We start from the raw sequence: 19,121 nt of genomic DNA on the forward strand, positions 1-19,121 counted from the left end.
TCTCAATAAATATATAATCTCAAAGTCAAATATTTTGAAATTCTTTTATTTAATCTTATAGGAGTATTTTATGCCAAGAAAACCCAGAATCTTGAGTTCAACTGGCATATATCATATCATACTTCGTTCTGTCAATCAGCATATTATATTCGAAGAAAATTCCGATTACCAAAAATTTCTTTTCGTTTTATCAGATTGTAAAAAGAAATACGATATTGATATATATGCCTACTGCATCATGGATAATCATATCCATATATTACTTTCCGCTCCCAACGACAAACTTGCCGGTTTCTTCCAGAGTCTTGGATCCAGATTTGTCCGTTGGTACAATAACAAATATTCTCGTAGCGGTCATCTTTTCCAAGAACGTTTCTATAGCTCGGTGATTCCAAACGAAAGAGCTTTTCTATCTGCACTTATCTACATACACAACAATCCTGTCAAAGCAAATATGTGCCGTTACGCCTCAGAATACCGTTGGAGCAGTATTAATGCCTTTTATGGTGAAAAAAATCCTTTGGTCAACGTGTCATTCGCTTATAACATCGCCGGCTCAAAGGATTTTTTACTTCATTATTTTGCAAAAGAAACTGCAGCTCCCGATAATACTCTATTCTCAAATGATCATCGTGAAATAAATCATTATCTTACAGATGAAAAGGCATTAGATATATTTAAGTCAGTGACCAACCTTTCATCAACATCTGCTGTAGCTAACCTTGAGAAAGTAAAAAGAAATGAATATATCCGTAAATTAAGGCAAAACGGACTTACAATCAAGCAAGTTGCCCGAATCATGGATGTCTCAGGAACTACCGTAAAACGAATCTGCAAAATGGTCCACTAACCCCGTCCCTAGAAGACCACTTTGTTGTATCTCTCCGAAACCTTACTCCAATCAAGAATCTCGAAGAATGCCTTGATATAATCAGGTCTCAAATTCTTGTACTTAAGATAGTAAGCATGCTCCCAGACATCAAGCGCCACAATGGGGATAAGTCCCTTGCCCTCGCTTATAGGATTGTCCTGGTTAGGCGAAGCAGAAACTGTAAGCTTTCCGCTCTTATCGGTTGAAAGCCATGCCCAGCCTGATCCGAACTGTCCTGCTGCCGCCTTTGAAAGCTCTTCTTTAAGCGCATCGAGGCTACCGAAAGTCTTGTCGATTTCCTCTGCAAGTTTTCCTGAAGGAGCTTTGGCAGGGCTTGGTGAGAACATCTCAAAATAAAGGTTATGATTATAATAACCGCCGCCCTGATTTCTGAGGCCTTTTCTTAAAGTTTCATCCGAAACTTTATCGAGTGATGCAAGGAGCTCCTCCGCACTGAGATTACTCATGCCTGCTTTTTCCGCAAGTTCATTAAAAGTCTTGGTATAAGTAGCGTGGTGCTTACCGTGATGAGTCTCAACGGTAAGTTGGTCAATGAAAGGTTCAAGAGCATTTGTAGCATAGGGTAATTTAATCTGTTCGTACATGGTGGTTCTCCTTTCTGCATATGCATATATATACGAGGAAACACCGGTAAGATCGGTATTTCCTAAGTTATTATTTGAAAGCCTCTCAATGATCTACAGCTTCCGGAAGTCTTCTTCTAATCTCGTCAACAGACATCCACTCTGTGTTATTTCCCGAGCTGTAGTAGAAACCGTCTGCAACTTTCTTTCCTGAAAGGTCGGGTACCTGTCTCTCGTTAAATACAACCTGAGGATATACGATGAAGTGCTTGTCGTACTCATAAGTGAAAGGTGCATCCTCTGTTGTAACCATTATCTCATCAAGCTTCTCGCCGGGTCTGATTCCGACTTCAACAGTCTTGATTCCGGGGCACATAGCTTCAGCAAGATCTTTTACGTTAAATGAAGGAATCTTACTGATGAATGTCTCGCCACCCTTAGCCTCTGCAAGTGCCTTGAGAACAAGCTCAACACCCTCGGGAAGGCTGATCCAGAAACGTGTCATTCTGTAATCCGTGATAGGAAGCTCTTTTTCTCCCTTTGCAATGAGCTCTTTGAAGAAAGGAATGATAGAACCTCTGCTTCCTGCAACATTACCGTATCTTACGATTGAGAAGTTGACATCCTTAGCTCCCGAATATGCATTTGCTGCGATAAAGAGCTTATCTGATACCATCTTGGTCGCACCGTAAAGATTTACGGGGTTAACAGCCTTGTCTGTAGAAAGAGCCACAACTCTTTTTACACCTGTATTAAGTGCCGCATTTATAACGCTCTGCGCGCCGGCGATATTTGTCTTGATAGCTTCATCAGGGTTGTACTCGCAAGCGGGAACCTGCTTAAGAGCTGCCGCATGGATAACATAATCAACGTTCTCGCATGCTCTCTCGAATCTGGCTCCGTCCCTGATATCACCGATGAAAAATCTCATCTTGTCGGCGTTCTCTTTGTACACGCGCTCGTTTGCCATTGTGAACTGCTTGTACTCATCGCGTGAGTAGATGATGATCTTCTTGGGATTGTAATTTTCAAGAAGGTACTGTGTGAAGCAGTGTCCAAAAGAACCTGTTCCTCCGGTAACCAATATCGTCTTATTATCTAATATAGAACTTTTCATAAACATCTCCGTTTATCACTGTTTTTTATAATTATAGATATCAAAATTTCTTTTAACATCTACCTCATTTTAATTCATTATATAAAAGCTTGTCCACATTTTTACGTTACTTTCTTATGCGGACATTTCCGTTATTATTTTTTATACCCCTCAACAACTTTCTTAACTGCGGTGATAACGTCATCCACATCGCTGTCAGTCATAAGAGGATAAAGAGGTATGCTCATCATTCCGTTGTAGAGCTTCTCAGCCTCGGGGCAAAGACCTTTCTCATATCCCCTCTTCTCATAAAACGGGAAGAAATAAACCGGCACATAATGAACCTGCGGCTGAACGTTCTCAGCAGAAAGAGCATCAAAGAACTCTCTTCTTGTGCACTTTAGCTTATCAAGATCAAGCTGTATCACATAAAGATGCCTTGTCGTATCGGATTCGGGAATTTCCTTCTGCACGATTATCTCGGGTACATCCTTGAATGCTTCGTTGTACTTATTTACTATCTCTTTTCTTCTGTCAGAGAACTTCTTCAATTTAGCAAGCTGACTGATAAGAAGTGCCGACTGAATATCCGTAAGTCTGTAGTTAAAGCCAAGCTCCTGCATCTCGTAGTACCATGCTCCGTCAGATTCATGTACAAGGTCATCCGGATTTCTTACGATTCCGTGCTGCGAAGCAAGTCTCAGTTTCTTATATAATTCAGGATCGTTGGTTGTTATTGCTCCGCCCTCACCCGATGTTACTGTCTTAACGGGATGGAAGCTAAAGCAGGTCATGTCGCCTATAGAACCTACAGGCTGTCCGTTGTACTTAGTTCCGATCGCATGAGCCGCATCTGTTATAAGAATAAGTCCGTGCTTGTCGCAGATTTTCTGTATTCTGTCATACTCGACAGACTGTCCCGTATAAGCAACCGCAACCACAGCCTTGGTCTTATCCGTTATATGAGCTTCTATGCTGTCGGGATCTATGTTATAAGTCTCGGGATCAATATCTGCAAATACAGGTGTTGCGCCTACGTATACCGCACAGTTTGCAGATGCCGCAAATGTGATAGGTGATGTTATAACTTCATCTCCCGCGCCAATTCCTGCAGCGATGCATGCACAGTGAAGCGCCGCTGTTCCGTTGCTGACTGCTACAGCATATTTTGCCCCCGTAACTTCGCAGAGTTTTTTCTCAAGTGCCGCAACGCGCGGGCCGCATGTTATCAGGTCATCTGTAAGCGCTTCTGCCACAGCCTTTACATCATCTTCATCTATCCACTGTTTTCCGTAATATAATTTTTCTTTTCTTACCGGAGTTCCTCCGTTTATCGCAAGTTTCTCCATTATGTTCCTTCTTTCTTTATAAGCGCACATCTAAGCACGTTATTTCTATATATTCAGTCCTCTGTAAACCTTTATGGTCTCATCGACTATTTTATCCCAATTATAATGTTCGCAGACATATTCCGACGCTTCAATGCGATATTTCTTAACCATATCCTCATTATCAATAAGCATCTTTAACTTATCCCTAAGATCCTTTATATCGCTTTTTCTAAAAGAAACAGCCTTATCGCCGCACACTTCAATACATTCCGGAATATCTGATGTAAGGCAGCAATTTCCATAGCTCATAGCCTCAAGGAGCGTAAGCGGCATTCCCTCAAGATCAGACGGAATTACATAAACATAGCTGTTACTAAAAAGCTCGGATAACACTCTACCCTGAACAAATCCGGTAAATATTATCCTATCATCTTTGCTCGCAAGTTCATGTATTCTGTCAACAAATTCCTGCGTATCACTGCTGCTTCCGGCAACTACAAGTTTTTTGTCCGTATCAAGCTTCATAAATGCTTTTATCAGATACTCTATTCCCTTCTCAGGAACCAAACGTCCCAAAAAGAGGATATATTCATCTTTACTTATGCCAAACTTTTTCTTTATATTATTAGGTTCGGTAATAACAGACCTGTTCACTCCATTAGGAATGTATAAAGTATTTCTGCCATATCTGTCAAGAAAATACTTCTGCACATTTCTGCTGAGGACTATTATCTCATCTGCATATTTCACAGCATTCTTTTCCCCCATCATTATATAAGCACTGGCAAATCTGCTCCACTTCTGTCTTTGATGGTCAAGTCCGTGAACGGTTGCCACACACCTTTTCCCCATAAGCTTCGGAATCCACATTGTTGCACACGGCCCCTCTGCATGGAAATGAATTACATCATACTTTCCAAAAGCTACTTTAATAGCGCCAAATAGCGAAGACGTCGCCGCGGCAAGTCCTTTTCTGTTGATTGTAGGGACATTGATAAGCCTTACTCCCTCATATGTATCGCCTGTAAAAGAGTCATATTCTTCACCTGCGACGTGATGTCCCAGTCTGTTGTAGCAAGTCACTTTATGCCCCAGCTTTGCCATCCTCGTAGAAAGTTCGGTTACAACAACTTCTACTCCACCTTCTCTTGAAGGGACTCTCTTATGCCCTAACATGGCAATATTAAGTTTCTGCTTATCTGAAATATTTTTTTTGCCCAAATGTTTGTCCTTCCAAGATTACACTTTAACCCTATTATAATACCATGTTTTGCACAAAAGAAAACAGACGAAAAACCGTAGCTTCCCGTCTGCGATCAATTATCTGTTATACTTGTTACTTCGCCTTACTATCAGAGGTCGAAACATCCGTTGTCACTTCCGTTTACAACAAAATATCCCATCTTCTCCTCGGGCTTAACGTAAATGTTGAGGTCCTTAATGTCTTTTTTTCCATAGGCTTTCTTAGCCTTTGAAACAAGCTGATCATCGGTAATCGTCAAATCTGAGTACTGAATTTCTACCTTAGTTTTGATACTTGTAGCCGCCATTTTATTCCCTCCCTCAATAAAAAGTATTCTTAATTACGTATTATTTTACACCCAATATGATAAAAAAGAAATACGAAAGGTTACATACTTTTACATAATATGGCACATACAATCGCGATGAGCGCTAATATCGCCCCGAATATCCTCATCCACTTATAGGTCTCGGGCTCATCCTCGCTGTTCTTATTGAGCTCGCCGTGAGTAAAAACGATAACGCCGGCGATAAAGGTAAGCGCCGCAAAAACCGCAAATAGCTTGTTCATTACAACCTCCGGAAGATTTATTTATTATTCGCAAGATGCTCCGCAATCTTTTCTTTTATGATCTTTTCAACCATGGCCGCAATTTCGTGACTGCGCATGTCCTTGTATTCGTCATAATAGATCGGATCAAGGTAATAGACATATGTTGTGACAGGCCCAACGTGATCGCTGTTGTACACTTTGTATGAATCAACAAGCGCCACGGGCACAATCGGAACTTTCGCCATCAACGCGACCTTAAAGCTTCCCGCTTTGAATGGCTCCACTACATTGCCGTTGTTTTCCTTGTATCCGCCTTCCGGAAAAAGAATGAACTTCCTGCCCTGCTTAAGTTCTTCCGCCATCTCGTTAAAAACTGTTATTGTGTGCCTCGGATCGTTAAGCTCAATCGTCTTACCTTCAACGAGCCTTAAAAACTCCGAGACCAATATCAGATGCGATCTCTTTTCATCCATCACAAATGAGACCGGTCTCTTATGAGTATTAAAAATTCCAAGTACGTCGTACTTCCCCTGATGATTCGGATAGAGCATGTACCCGCCTTCTTTCGGAAGATTCTCGTATCCGTAAGCAATCGTCTTGTACCCCGATGACTTATTCGACCGGGTGACCATCTCGTTCGCAAGAGCATATCGCTCTTCTGCTGAATGTCTCTCGATATGCCTAAGCCATATATTTGACTTAATAAGATAAAAAATAATTCTGTGAATATTGATTATGATTGTGTGATAAAAATTCCGCATCAGTGTGTTCTTTTCCTGTAAATTTTTAAGACTAGATCTTTTACCAAATTCCATGAATTACTGCGCTGTATCTTATATCATGATATTCATTGTATCATATAATCTTATCTATTAACGACTTAAACCCATACTTTTCAAACTCATTCTTCGCTTTGTCTGCATCTATATTTATCTTGAAATCATCAAGAGACTTTCCAAACTCATAGTCTCTTCTGATTGTAGCCAGATCCTTGGACAAAAGAGCCATCTCTTTGTACTGGATCATTGCTTTCAGAGGGCTCCTTGTGATTCCAAGCTCTTCTTTCCACATTGCGTTAAGCGCCTTCTGTTCCTTGGCATCCTTGCACTCCTCGATCGCTTCATAGATTTTTTCCATCGTTCCGTATCTTGCAAGGAGCGGCATTGCCGCGCTGCTGACGCCCTTAACTCCCGGGATGTTGTCACTTGTATCACCCTGAATGCCCTTAAGATCGGGAATCTGCTCAGGACGAACTCCATATTCCGAAAGGCAAAGAGGCGGTGTCACTTCAAACGCCTTATCGGGGATTGACACCATCTTACTGTTAAATCCGTATTCCGCACCATACTTATTAAGGAGCTCATCAGCTGTTTCCTGCTTGGTCTGAATAAGCCACACTCTTGTGTAGTCATTTACAAGCTGAAGATAATCGTGATCCTTGGTGATGATATATGAAGGTATCTCCTTCTCAAACTTTGCGGCAACGCTACCGACAATGTCATCGGCCTCATACTGCATGTCATACATAACCTGGAATCCCATATCTTCAAGCAGCTTTTCCATATTCACAAACTGCTCCTTAAGTGGCTCCGGCGTCTCACTGCGATTTCCTTTATAATCCGGGTACTTTTCCCTTCTGAACGTATCCCTCGTCATATCAAAGGCAAACATCATATGCGTCGGTTTCTGCTCCTTGATTATCTTAAGGATTGCACGCATCATTCCGTACATAGCGTTTGTGTACTGCCCTGCGTCATTATGCATTATCTGTGAAAAGAGCTTTTCCTTTTTCAAAGGATCTTTTTCAAATAAAAGAGCCTTCGGAAGGTTGCCGTAATAGTTTGTAACCAGCATGGAACTTCCGTCTATAAGAATAAATTTTTGGTTATCACTCATACTATCTTTTTCCCCGCTTAATCCTTTTTAGTCTTCATATATTCTCGCACGATAAAGACTAATGTTGCAAGTGTGATGAGTTCCGATAATCTCCACAAAAGCGGTTCCCTGAACCATATCTTTACTTTTCCGCTGTATCCTGCAGGAATTTCTACCCAAAGCTTCTTGTTATCTCCAATAAATGCTTTGAGCTTTTTTCCGCCCGCTTTAGCGGCATAGTGTCTGTATCCCCAGAGAGGTGCTTCCGTCACAACCGCATTTTCCGTAGGATTATCCACCTGCGCATAAATGGTCGTTCCGTTTTTCTTAAGTATCTGTGCAGTCGCGCCAACGTCTCCCCTTATTATCATATCTTTGTCAGTGTACGGAATAGATTTTTCTATATCCGGAATACTAAACTCAGCAGTTGTAACTCTGTCCAGCTCAGCTTCATCGTACATTGTGATGGGATGCGCCGTCTTCACAACATCCTCCAGAAGTGTGTTGCCCTGAATAACGCAGGCAAAGCATATGACTGTCATCGCAACATATGTCGCATTCTTTATATTAGGTTTGCATACCGCATTCTTCGCAGTTACCGCAAACCAGAAAACAACCATACCACAGGAAACATCCAAAAAGTGCCATGGAAACTGCATATTTGCAAGGAGTTTGTAAAGAATCGGAACATCCTGATAAAGCGCAAAATAAAACATCGAGTTGGTACTAAGAAGCACAAAAACAATGCTCAAAGCAAATACTCTTGCATATATCAGGCTTTTCCCTTCAAACTTTCCTGCAATAATAAAACCAAATGCAATTGTAAGTACTGCTATCGAAAAAATTCCAAGCCCCAAAAACCCGCTCGTGTCAAGGTCTTTTGCCTGCGAATAGCCAAAGAACGTAACAAGATCTCTGCCTCTTGCCCAGATCATATCCGTTATACTGTTTCCACTCACATTTTTAGATACCATATAATCTACGAGCGGAACCACAAAATGCAGATTTAAAAGTATAATAGCTGCAGCTGCCTTTAACAGAGGAATCAGAATATCTTTTTGTAATGTCTTTTCCACAAGAACCAGACAAAAAACCGGTATCACAAGTGCAAGTATAAATGTCGAAAGCACGTGACACGACAATGTAAGCGTAACTCCAAAAGCAAGATAGATATAAGCGTTCTTACTCTTCTTTGCATATATTTCCCACAAGCCAAGTGCGACAAGCGGCAAGAAAGTAAACGCACCAAACTCACCAACCGTTGCCCCTGTGTAAACGCTGTGAAGTCTGAATCCAATAAGTGTGAAAAGGACCGACGAAGCAAGTCCCACATTCTTATCATCGGCTATTTTTCCAAACGAATAATATGAAACAAGTGTAGTCAACACGTTTGTCAAAAAAATATAGAACTTATAGCCCGCCTGCAGCGTAAAACCAAGATTCACCAATATCGCCGAAGGATAAAGAAGCAGATCCCCGTAGCCAACACCTGCAGCATAACCGTAGCCCCTATCCCATCCGGGATATATGTGCACAGGGAACTGACCACACTTAAGTCCTTCACCAAGATATACAATTCGCCTAAGATGGTAAAAAATGTCATCACCAAAATAAAGCTTATCGCTAAGAAGCGGATAGCTTGCAAAAAGAACAGTAAAAAGAAGCACTCCGACAGTAAACGCTTTATCTTCCAAAAAACGCTTTGTCTCTTCTTTTTTTGCCAAAATAAGGTAAAGCACAATATCAAGAGTCATGAACAGTAATAAGAGCTTAGCCGTCTCATAGATTATTGTTCTGCCCCTTAAATACGTGATGCGTACTTCATTTGCAAGGACAAAGAAACCGTCTCCGGTTTCATCTCTCTCGGGTCCCATTCTCACTTCAAAATCTGTTCCGTATCTGACCCATGAATCATAGCTGACTTCAGTCATTTCCATAGGTAGTGCTATATGATCGCAATAAGCAAGATGTGCAGCCTTATCCTTTGATACATCAAGACATGCCTGAAGCGTTGTATAACATAAATGCCAGTTATCATCAGCATTCGAACTATAACTCACATAGATGTTATATATACCCTTTCCCAGGCGCAGCGGCTTAGTTACAACATATGACTGCTCCTTGTCGGTGTGATCCGCATAAGCTCCGCTTTCACGTTCATATTCATTTGTTTCGCGATTCAAATAATCAACCAGAAAATCATCCTGCGTAAAAGAATAACTCTCACTTCTGTTGAATCTGAAAGCATTTAAAACAAGTAAGATAAGTTCTGCAAGGACTATAGTTATTACAATGTTCTTCTTATTAACAAAAAATTTCTTCATAAACACTACCTGAAAATCTATTTACTCATCCTTTCCTTGCACCTTTTCTCTCGCTCCGGTCACCGGAACGCTCAATAAGGCAAAAACAGTTATTCCCCAGTTTCTATAAACCAATCTGGGATGTATGTAACTGTGATTGGCAGTAAACATGAACCAAACTATTGGTATAATAGAAATCGCCAGTAATGCGATTGTTGCCGGATTCAATTTAAATTTTTTATAGTTTTTGATAAAAAGATATACTACAACTCCAAGTAACATCAAGACATACGTCCACTTAAAAAATGCTGCATCGGTGAGCCTTATAACCGCACCAATCCTGGTGATATTCTCGCCATCAACAGCTATTGACGTTCTTGATTCAATATTGGAAAACGCATCAGAAATGATATTTTCATGACTAATGGTTGTACCTATTATCCATTTTGAAGCCCACATGCCAACATATCCGATAGCCCAATGTACTCCGTTAACCAAAATTCTCTCAATCGGTTTTTCAAGATTCTCAGCTTTTTTTATTATCAGGAATATCATCGGAATGCCAAATGTCACTATAGGATATGTCAAAAAATCCAAATATGAAGTAGCAACTCCCAGCCCAAAAAATAGCAACCAGTCCTTCTTTGTTTCCCTGCAAAGCACAATTATGCTTCCAATCATCGAAACATAAAAACATGCTGCATACTGAAGACTAACTCCCATTGTGGCAGGATTCCATATAACGAGCATGGGTAAAAATGCAACAATATATTTTTCCAGCCCCTTTTTCATCATCAAAACCAACACTGTTGAAATAATCGTCAATTGTATAGCCTGATTTATGATCTTAAAATCCGAATAATCAAACATGCAAAACAACGGCTTTAATATCGTCAAATATCCATGCCAGTATCTTGGATAATTTAGTATTGTCACATCTGACAAATCATCATGATTAAGAAAAGCCATCAGTGAAAAAACCTGAGACTCCTTATCAGCATAAACATAATGAGGAACCAATGCCGCGCCTTCCACGCATGACTCACTTGGAAACAGCGCTTCACTTAACATAATAGCATCTGTCTCATTATCCAAAATGCTCTCGGTATAATCCTCTGCATAATTGTATTCTGCACCTTGATGAACCAGCGATTCAGCACCTCTCCCAATATTAAGAGCAATAACTTCTGTCGGAAGGCAGTACGCCATTATAAGCAACAACTGGCCAATAACTCCGCACGCTACCAACATTGAAAAAAGAATAAGAGTTCTTTTTATAATTATCTGTATCCGTTCCATAAAGCATCCCCAAATCTTTTCATTTTGACATCATCAGACATTATACTACATTCCCCAAAAAGCGCACAAAAACTCCACATATTTCGTGGAGTTTTTATCATCTGTAAAACTATATTATATTTCCCCAAATCTTACTTTGGCATAAGCCTTTATAGCCTCAACGCATTTCTCAAAGCCAAGCTTACTACTGTCAAGACAAAGATCGTAGTTCATGGCATCTGTCCACTTACATCCCGTGTGATGTTCGTAGTAGTCAGCCCTGTACTTATCTTCTCTGGCAATGAACTTCTCAAGTTCTTCGCCTTCAAGACTCTGTACCTTTCCGGCCTGCTCCATAAGGAAATCCTGCGGAGCATGGACGAATACGCTTATTACATTATCATAATCTTTGAGCACAAAATTGGCAGCTCTTCCGATTATTACACCGCCTGTAGTTGCAGCAATCTTCTTGATAGTCGCTGCCTGAAAGTTAAAGAGATTATCAAACGAAGTAAAATCCTTGCTGTCAGGCCCAAGTATTTCGCCCGTATAAACATTTGCCGGCATCTTAAAAAAGCCTATAGTTCTGCAACGTTCATCGGCATCCAAAAAGAGATCCTCATTTATTCCGCTCTCTTCGGAAGCAAGACGCAAAAGTTCTTTGTTATAGTAATTGATTCCAAGCTCTTTTGCCAGCATCTTGCCGACTGTCCTTCCGCCGCTTCCATACTGTCTTGCAATAGTGATAGTAATGTTCTTCATACGATACCCCCTACACTAAGCTGAATGAAGTCATGCTCTCGCTTCGCTCGCCATGACACGTTCGCACTAGACTCGATAAAATCTCGCCAAGTGCTCTACTCACCAAGGTAAGCCTTCTTTATCGATTCATCATTTAAAAGATCGGCTGCATTTCCTTCTTTTACGATCTTGCCTGTCTCAAGGACATATGCCCTGTTCGCGATTGAAAGAGCTTTCTTTGCATTCTGCTCAACCAAAAGAACTGTCACGCCGTCTTTGTTTACGTCTCTGATGATATTAAAAATCTCATTTACAAATATGGGAGAAAGTCCCATTGAAGGCTCATCCATAAGGATAATGTCGGGATGAGACATAAGTGCTCTTCCCATAGCAAGCATCTGCTGCTCACCACCTGAAAGTGTTCCGGCAAGCTGACCGGATCTCTCTTTAAGTCTTGGGAAACGTGTGTAGATTTTCTCAAGTGTTTCCTGAAACTCTGCGCTGTTATCCCTGGTATAAGCTCCCATCTTAAGGTTCTGTAGAACCGTCATCTCAGCAAATACTCGTCTTCCCTCGGGAACCTGAGCCATTCCCATAGACACGATCTTATGTCCGGGAACTTTGGTTATCTCCTCTCCCTTATATTTTATCAGACCTGCATCCGCTTTGATAAGCCCTGACAACGTATGAAGTATTGTAGTTTTTCCCGCACCGTTTGCACCGATAAGTGCTACAACTTCACCCTTATTTACTTTGAAGGAGATACCCTTGAGAGCCTGGATAACTCCGTAATATACGCTTAGATCGTTTACTTCTAAAATTGATTCCATATAATACCTCTAATTGTTTATTCACCCAAATACGCTTTTACAACCTCAGGATTGGAAAGAACCTCTTTTGTCTCGCCCTGGCAGAGAACCTTACCGAAGTTCAGAACCGTAAGCTTCTCACAGATTCCTGAAACAAGCTTCATATCATGCTCGATAAGAAGAATCGTCATCTCAAATTCTTTTCTGACAAGCGCGATAGTTTCCATGAGTTCTTTTGTCTCGTTGGGATTCATTCCGGCAGCGGGCTCATCAAGAAGAAGGAGCTTGGGATCTGTCGCCATAGCTCTTACGATCTCGAGCTTTCTCTGCTTTCCGTAAGGAAGGTTCGATGCAAGAGTATCTCTTTCACCGTCAAGATCAAAAACTTTCAGAAGTCGCATAGCTTCATCATCAATCTGCTTCTCGACTTTTTTATATCTTCCCACATGAAGAATCCCTTCAAGTGTGCTGTATTTAAATCTCTCGGAAAGTCCGACCTTAACATTGTCGATAACAGACATCTGCTTAAAAAGTCTGATGTTCTGGAATGTTCTGGCTATTCCCGCATGATTAATTTCTATTGTGTTTTTTCTTGTTATGTCTTCGCCGTCAAGCTTTATCTTGCCTTCGTTTGGCTTATATACGCCTGTAAGAAGATTGAACACCGTAGTTTTACCGGCACCGTTTGGTCCGATAAGTCCGTAGAGCTCACCCTTTTCGATCGTCATATTAAAATCGTCAACCGCGCGCAATCCGCCGAAGGAAATGCTCAGATTGGTTACATCTAAAAGTGCCATTATTTCACCACCTTAAACCTTTTTCTTAATCCCAAAATTTGCAAATGTTTTCTTTCTCCACTCAATTACCTTCGGTGACCAGTTCACGATCATCATTACAATGAGAACGATTGAATAAATAAGCATTCTGTACTTGTTAAGGCCTCTGAGCAGCTCGGGAAGAAGGTACAATATGCAGGCAGCAACAACGCTTCCTCTGATGTTTCCTATTCCTCCGAGAACCACATATACAAGGATCATAATAGATGCATTGTATCCGAAGTACTGTGATGAAGCAGTAAGTGTCGTAATGTTATGTGAATAAAGAACTCCTGCAGCACCTGCGATCGCAGCTGAAATGGTAAATGCGAGCATCTTATATCTTGTCACATTAATACCCGATGCCTCTGCAGCAATGTAATTATCCCTGATTGCCATGATCGCACGGCCGTCTCTTGAATTGATGAGATTAAGCACTACCACAAGTGAAACAAGAAGCATTACTATTCCTATGGTAAAACTTGCATCATGTGGAGTTCCCGTAATTCCCATCGCTCCGTTTACAACCATCAGCCCATCCGGCTCAAGTCCGAGAGCCATCTGGTTTTCCATGGAAAAATGCATTCCCTTGCTGTCTATTCCGATATAAAAAGCATTGATCACGTTCTTTATAATCTCACCGAAAGCAAGTGTAACAATTGCAAGATAGTCGCCTTTAAGTCTGAGTACAGGAATACCGATAAGGAATCCGAACAATGCCGCAAATGCTATTCCTATAACAAATGCGATAAGAAATCTCGGACCTGAAGGTATCTTCTCCGCAGTAATCTTAGAAAAAGCGGCACTTGTAAAAGCACCGATGCACATAAATCCACAGTGTCCGATACTGAGCTCTCCGAGAATTCCAACGCAGAGATTAAGCGCAACTGCGATTATCGCATAATATGTCATCGGAACAAGAAGTCCCTTGATATGATTTGTAAGATGTCCCGTTGAAGCAAGTGCCTGTACAATAAGGAAAGTTGCAACAACGATTCCGTAAGTTATCAGATTGTCTTTTGTCTTTTTGTCTATACGCATAGTCGTCACCTCTTTAAACCTTTTCCTGAATGACTTTACCGAGAATTCCTGTCGGCTTAACAATAAGCACGATTACAAGTATTCCGAAAACTATGGCATCAGACAGCTGTGAAGAAATATATGTCTTACTGAGAATCTCTACGATTCCGAGCACAATTCCGCCGATCATCGCTCCGGGAATAGAACCTATTCCTCCAAGAACTGCCGCAACGAATGCCTTAATACCGGGCATAGCTCCGACATAAGGAGACAGATTCGGATAAGCCGAACACAAAAGCGCACCGGCTACAGCTGCAAGAGCAGAACCAATCGCAAATGTAAGCATGATAGTCTTATTTACATTTATTCCCATTAAAGTTGCAGCGCCCTTATCCTCTGCAACAGCAAGCATTGCCTGTCCCTGCTTTGTCTTATTGATAAAAAGCTGAAGGCATACAAGAATAATGATACTAACCGCAATAGTAACGATGGTAACCCCCTGGATCTTGAGTTCTCCGTTTGCAAAAGAAATTCCTTTCCATGTTATTACAGATGAAAAAGACTTAACGTCAGCACCAAAAATAATAAGCGCAAGATTCTCAAGGAAATAGCTGACACCTATAGCGGTAATAAGAACTGCCAGCGGAGATGCTGCTCCTCTGAGCGGTCTGTACGCGATAAATTCAGTTGTGATTCCGAGAAGAGAACACAAAATTATGGAAACCACCACAGCAATGATAACTCCCGTTGTAGAATTGCCGCCCATTGCTCCGATCACAGAGAATATCACGTAACATCCTACCATGATGAAATCACCGTGAGCAAAATTGAGCATCTTGGCTATTCCGTAAACCATGGTATATCCAAGTGCAATGATGGCATAAATACTACCAAGACTAAGTCCGTTGATGAGATAAGTAAGAAAGCTCATCGTATACCTCCAAAAATAATTCCTAATATTTCTTATGTTATAAATAATACCACACAAACAGGACTTTTATCCTATTCCGTGATATGAAAACGCAGGACACCTTTTGAGGGTATCCTGCGTAGCACTTCACTGTGCAGTTACGCGGATTACGCGTTAAACACTTTAATAAGCGTTGATTAGCCGATTACTCTGCTGAAACGTAAGCACCTTCCTTGATAACAACAGCCTTAGGCTCTTTGTTAGGCTCACCTGAAGCATCCCAAGTCATCTTCGCAGATGTAAGACCGGATGCCTCGATCTCTGTCATAGCTGCCTTAACAGCTTCGCAGATATCTGATGTGCTCATATCGGGAGTTGCGTTTTTAGCTTCAAGTGCCTGCTTAATGATATATACTGCATCATAAGCATCAGCTGCAAACTGGTTAGGAACTTCACCATATTTCTCCTGATACTTCTTAACGAAGTTCACTGTAAGATCATCCTTAGCATCAGCTGCGAAAGGTGTAAGAAGCATTACGCCCTCAGCAAGCTTTGTATCGAAGTTCTCAACAGAAAGAATTCCGTCCATACCGTCAACACCGAAGAATATAGGTGAATATCCCATTGTGTTAGCCTGTGTAAGGATAAGTGATGCTGCCTGATAGTAGATAGGAAGGAATACAAGGTCTGCGCCTGCATCCTTTGCCTTCTGAAGCTGAACTGAGAAATCAGTTGCATTGTCCGCTGTGAAAGCCTCTTCTGAAACAATCTCAAAGTTCTTTCCTGCTGCCTCTTCCTTGAACTTCTGATAAATACCGTTTGAATATACGTCTGAGTTGTCGTAGATTATACCAACCTTAGTTGCAAGATTGTGATCTGCAATGTACTGCGCTGAAGCAATACCCTGGTTAGGATCTGAGAAGCATACGCGGAATACGTTGTCATACTTAACGCATTCTTCAGCCGATCCTGAAGGTGTAAGCTGGAACATATTGTCAGCTTTTGTATTTTCTGAAACTGCGATTGAACATGCACTTGTTGTTGATCCTACAAGAATCTGCATGCCCCAGTCTTTAAGAGTATTGTACGCATTTACTGACTTCTCTGCATTGAGCTCGTCATCTTCCTTGCTATACTCTACCTGATATCCGTTGATACCGCCTGCCTCGTTGATCTCCTCAACTGCAAGCTCCGCTGCGTTACATACAGCATTACCATATACTGCTGCTGCACCTGTAAGAGGTCCAATAGCACCAATCTTGAATGTAGCTCCGCCATTTGCCGAGCTCTCTGTTCCCTGTGCCTGCGCCTGAGTGTCAGGTGTCTCTGTGCTTGCTGCATCTGTGCAGCCTGCAAGCATTGATGCTGCCATTACGGAAGCCATAAGCGCACTAACTGCTTTGCTAAACTTCTTCATAATTTTTTCCTCCTAATCACAATACCAAAACCAAAATGTATATTTGTATACAATCTTGTTTTTATTTTAAAAGGTTAAATTATCATAGGGAAAAAGTCAACACTTTGTTTAATTAAAATCTATTCTGTATTCTCTCTTAAGATTCATCTTTTCGCCGAATCCTTCATAAAACAGCGAAACAATAAACGGCTCCTTATCATCGGTATAAGCATCATAGCAAGCCACTCCGTCAAGATACACGGTATATCCCGCGTCTTCATCCAGGTAATCGCGCTCGGCTCCTTGCTTTAGTACAAGCTTATGACCTTCGACAGTTGTCTCGACCGGCTTATCACAAGGAGAAGTTTCTTCTGCAAAATCTTCGAGATATATAACATCTTCTCCGGGAATCTTGATCACATACTTTACATCTTCGTCTATCTTTTCAACATCTATACCGCCGATTCTGTTCAAAAGTGCCACATAAGCGCTGTTGCCGAGAAACTCTCTGTCATTTATCTCAATAACAAAGCTTGAATCATCAAAATACTTATACTGCGCCGCTCTTCTGATAAAGATATCCTCTGCGGCAAGCGTCTTCAATCGGGCATAATATTCATCAGCCTCCGAAAGTCTCTGAGCCACATATTTCCTGAATCTGTCAAAATTATCGGGCTCATCGTCAGCTCTGTAGCTTCCGCCGCTCCAACGCTCTTTATCTCTGATATATGCACCGGAAAAGCATACATCCTTTTCATATTCATCGAGCATACTTTGGATTGTATCATCGGACCAGGCATTTTTCCTGAGTTCCGCAAATCTGTCACAACTCTTTTCCACAATGTCACTACTGTTCCCCGCCATTATCTGCCCCAAATAAAGGTCCTCGAAAAGAAGATTGTAATAAGGTTTGTGACCATACTGCAGATAGCCGTTCTCAGCATTCGGAACCCACATATTTCCCCATGTAACATCAAGATCCCACGGGCAAAAATATGAATAATATCCGCCCGGTGTTTCTTTTACACAAAGATAAAAATTCTTCAAAAGATTATCATCACCCTGAACCAGATTGGTAAAAAGCGTATAATCAATCGCATTGTCTATATCAATGCTCTTTTTAAGTTCCTCCACATTCTCTGAATTAGCCTGAAGATTTTCAAGATAATCCCTCAGAAGTTTCCATCTTTTTTCCGCATAGCTTTCAGCATCGGCGCCTGCAGGCACATTTTCGGCGCGCCATCCGAATATCCCGCCGTATTGGTCATATATTATATTTGATGAATCAATACCTACAACTTTTTTAAAGAACCCCGTATGCTCATCATCTTTGGAAATACCGACCATCTTCTCATCCGGAGTGTATCCGAGTGCATAAAGTCCACTGTACTCCCCGTTTATAAAAAGCTCTAAAAATCTGTATTCCACTCCTGTCGTGATTCCGTAGCGATTATTCTTTCTGCAGCTGTTGTACCAAAGATTCTGGCTGAAAACATTTCTCACTTTCTCGGCATCGTTATATGCAGGATAAAGAATATAATCGTCATCCTTGCGCATCCCAAGAAGCGACATGTTATTCTTCTGATAATTGTTGCCTTCCTTCCTGTGTATCAATGTTATTTTCAAAGGCATTTTGGGAAAAGATCTCGTATTGCCGCCTCGAATCCTAATCATACCGTCAGATGAGACATCCCTTGTCTCACACTGCTCCCCATTATCATAAAGTTGCATGCTCATCTCTGTATCGAATTCTGTTATCTTACCATCGAAATCTATATTCATAATTGGCAAAAAGGTACAGAAAATCTTGCGGACACAATAACTGTTATTGTCATAAAAAATACATGTAAGAGGAATATTATTCGCGATCGCATCATCTGTGATCCCAAAGTTAAGAAAGGCGAATCGCACATTTGAATCGCCCGCTACATCAACAGACGGGTTATAAGCCGTTTTATCATCATCTATAAGAGAATAGAAAAAAGCTCCTGCTGCCCTATCATAGAAAAGTTTCTGTTCATCAAAGACCGGCTGAATGTTCATATCATCCGAAAGAGTCCTTGATTTCTTTATTTTTTCGAACTTGTTGCTGTCAATTATATGATCAGAGAGGTAATCTTCACTTCCTATGCACAAAAAGACCAGTGCTACCAGAAATACAAAATTAACCGCAAATAAAATGGCTTTTATTCTAGTCATCACGTGTACCGAACCCCCAAAACAATACATATAAAGTACATCAAACTAATTAATAATGCAATATTAGCTCTATTTACGTTGCATTAATCACTTATGCT

General features: G+C 41.1%; 18 protein-coding genes. 1 reads left to right on the forward strand and 17 read right to left on the reverse strand.

The window, feature by feature from the left end:
- The first annotated feature begins 70 nt into the window (after nt 1–70).
- Nucleotides 71–850, forward strand: coding sequence for a transposase (locus tag CD00_RS0110070; protein ID WP_026655866.1), 780 nt, complete (start codon nt 71–73; stop codon nt 848–850).
- 8 nt (nt 851–858) lie between these two features.
- On the opposite strand, the gene CD00_RS0110075 is transcribed toward CD00_RS0110070, so the two are convergent.
- The 17 genes from CD00_RS0110075 to CD00_RS0110155 all read right to left on the reverse strand — a co-directional run bounded on the left by CD00_RS0110075 (nt 859) and on the right by CD00_RS0110155 (nt 19,023).
- Nucleotides 859–1,476: a superoxide dismutase gene (locus CD00_RS0110075; RefSeq protein WP_026655867.1), complete on the reverse strand. Its 618-nt coding sequence runs from the start codon at nt 1,474–1,476 to the stop codon at nt 859–861.
- 85 nt (nt 1,477–1,561) lie between these two features.
- Nucleotides 1,562–2,572 (reverse strand): UDP-N-acetylglucosamine 4,6-dehydratase (inverting), encoded by a 1,011-nt coding sequence (pseB, locus tag CD00_RS0110080; RefSeq protein ID WP_330370387.1) that lies wholly within the window; start codon nt 2,570–2,572, stop codon nt 1,562–1,564.
- A 134-nt stretch (nt 2,573–2,706) separates the two neighbouring features.
- Nucleotides 2,707–3,900 (reverse strand): UDP-4-amino-4,6-dideoxy-N-acetyl-beta-L-altrosamine transaminase, encoded by a 1,194-nt coding sequence (gene pseC, locus CD00_RS0110085; protein WP_026655869.1) that lies wholly within the window; start codon nt 3,898–3,900, stop codon nt 2,707–2,709.
- 45 nt (nt 3,901–3,945) lie between these two features.
- Nucleotides 3,946–5,103, reverse strand: coding sequence for a glycosyltransferase family 4 protein (locus CD00_RS0110090; RefSeq protein WP_242827165.1), 1,158 nt, complete (start codon nt 5,101–5,103; stop codon nt 3,946–3,948).
- Between the two features lie 131 nt (nt 5,104–5,234).
- A complete protein-coding gene (locus tag CD00_RS0110095) occupies nt 5,235–5,432 on the reverse strand; it encodes a DUF6465 family protein (protein WP_026655872.1) in 198 nt (65 codons plus the stop codon).
- Between the two features lie 80 nt (nt 5,433–5,512).
- Nucleotides 5,513–5,695: a hypothetical protein gene (locus tag CD00_RS0110100; protein WP_026655873.1), complete on the reverse strand. Its 183-nt coding sequence runs from the start codon at nt 5,693–5,695 to the stop codon at nt 5,513–5,515.
- Between the two features lie 17 nt (nt 5,696–5,712).
- On the reverse strand, nt 5,713–6,438 hold the full coding sequence (locus CD00_RS0110105; protein WP_026655874.1) for a lysophospholipid acyltransferase family protein: 726 nt from the start codon (nt 6,436–6,438) through the stop codon (nt 5,713–5,715).
- Between the two features lie 94 nt (nt 6,439–6,532).
- The gene (locus CD00_RS17975) at nt 6,533–7,573 is read right to left on the reverse strand and encodes a 5'-3' exonuclease (protein ID WP_051594151.1); all 1,041 of its coding nucleotides are present in this window, start codon (nt 7,571–7,573) and stop codon (nt 6,533–6,535) included.
- A gap of 17 nt (nt 7,574–7,590) precedes the next feature.
- Complete coding sequence (locus CD00_RS0110115; protein ID WP_026655875.1) at nt 7,591–9,876, reverse strand: 6-pyruvoyl-tetrahydropterin synthase-related protein; 2,286 nt, start codon at nt 9,874–9,876, stop codon at nt 7,591–7,593.
- A gap of 21 nt (nt 9,877–9,897) precedes the next feature.
- The gene (locus tag CD00_RS0110120) at nt 9,898–11,154 is read right to left on the reverse strand and encodes a hypothetical protein (RefSeq protein ID WP_026655877.1); all 1,257 of its coding nucleotides are present in this window, start codon (nt 11,152–11,154) and stop codon (nt 9,898–9,900) included.
- A gap of 114 nt (nt 11,155–11,268) precedes the next feature.
- Nucleotides 11,269–11,895, reverse strand: coding sequence for a cytidylate kinase-like family protein (locus tag CD00_RS0110125; protein WP_026655878.1), 627 nt, complete (start codon nt 11,893–11,895; stop codon nt 11,269–11,271).
- A 95-nt stretch (nt 11,896–11,990) separates the two neighbouring features.
- The gene (locus tag CD00_RS0110130; RefSeq protein WP_026655879.1) at nt 11,991–12,704 is read right to left on the reverse strand and encodes an ABC transporter ATP-binding protein; all 714 of its coding nucleotides are present in this window, start codon (nt 12,702–12,704) and stop codon (nt 11,991–11,993) included.
- A gap of 17 nt (nt 12,705–12,721) precedes the next feature.
- On the reverse strand, nt 12,722–13,480 hold the full coding sequence (locus CD00_RS0110135) for an ABC transporter ATP-binding protein (protein ID WP_026655880.1): 759 nt from the start codon (nt 13,478–13,480) through the stop codon (nt 12,722–12,724).
- Nucleotides 13,481–13,492: 12 nt separating this feature from the next.
- Nucleotides 13,493–14,539: a branched-chain amino acid ABC transporter permease gene (locus CD00_RS0110140; RefSeq protein WP_034462071.1), complete on the reverse strand. Its 1,047-nt coding sequence runs from the start codon at nt 14,537–14,539 to the stop codon at nt 13,493–13,495.
- Between the two features lie 13 nt (nt 14,540–14,552).
- Nucleotides 14,553–15,449, reverse strand: coding sequence for a branched-chain amino acid ABC transporter permease (locus CD00_RS0110145; protein WP_026655883.1), 897 nt, complete (start codon nt 15,447–15,449; stop codon nt 14,553–14,555).
- Nucleotides 15,450–15,633: 184 nt separating this feature from the next.
- Entirely contained in the window at nt 15,634–16,845 is a 1,212-nt protein-coding gene (locus CD00_RS0110150) for an ABC transporter substrate-binding protein (protein WP_026655886.1), read from the reverse strand.
- Between the two features lie 108 nt (nt 16,846–16,953).
- The gene (locus CD00_RS0110155) at nt 16,954–19,023 is read right to left on the reverse strand and encodes a CotH kinase family protein (protein ID WP_026655887.1); all 2,070 of its coding nucleotides are present in this window, start codon (nt 19,021–19,023) and stop codon (nt 16,954–16,956) included.
- Nucleotides 19,024–19,121 lie beyond the last annotated feature (98 nt).

The sequence above is a fragment of the Butyrivibrio sp. AE3003 genome (assembly GCF_000686065.1).
Taxonomy (GTDB): domain Bacteria; phylum Bacillota; class Clostridia; order Lachnospirales; family Lachnospiraceae; genus Butyrivibrio; species Butyrivibrio hungatei_A.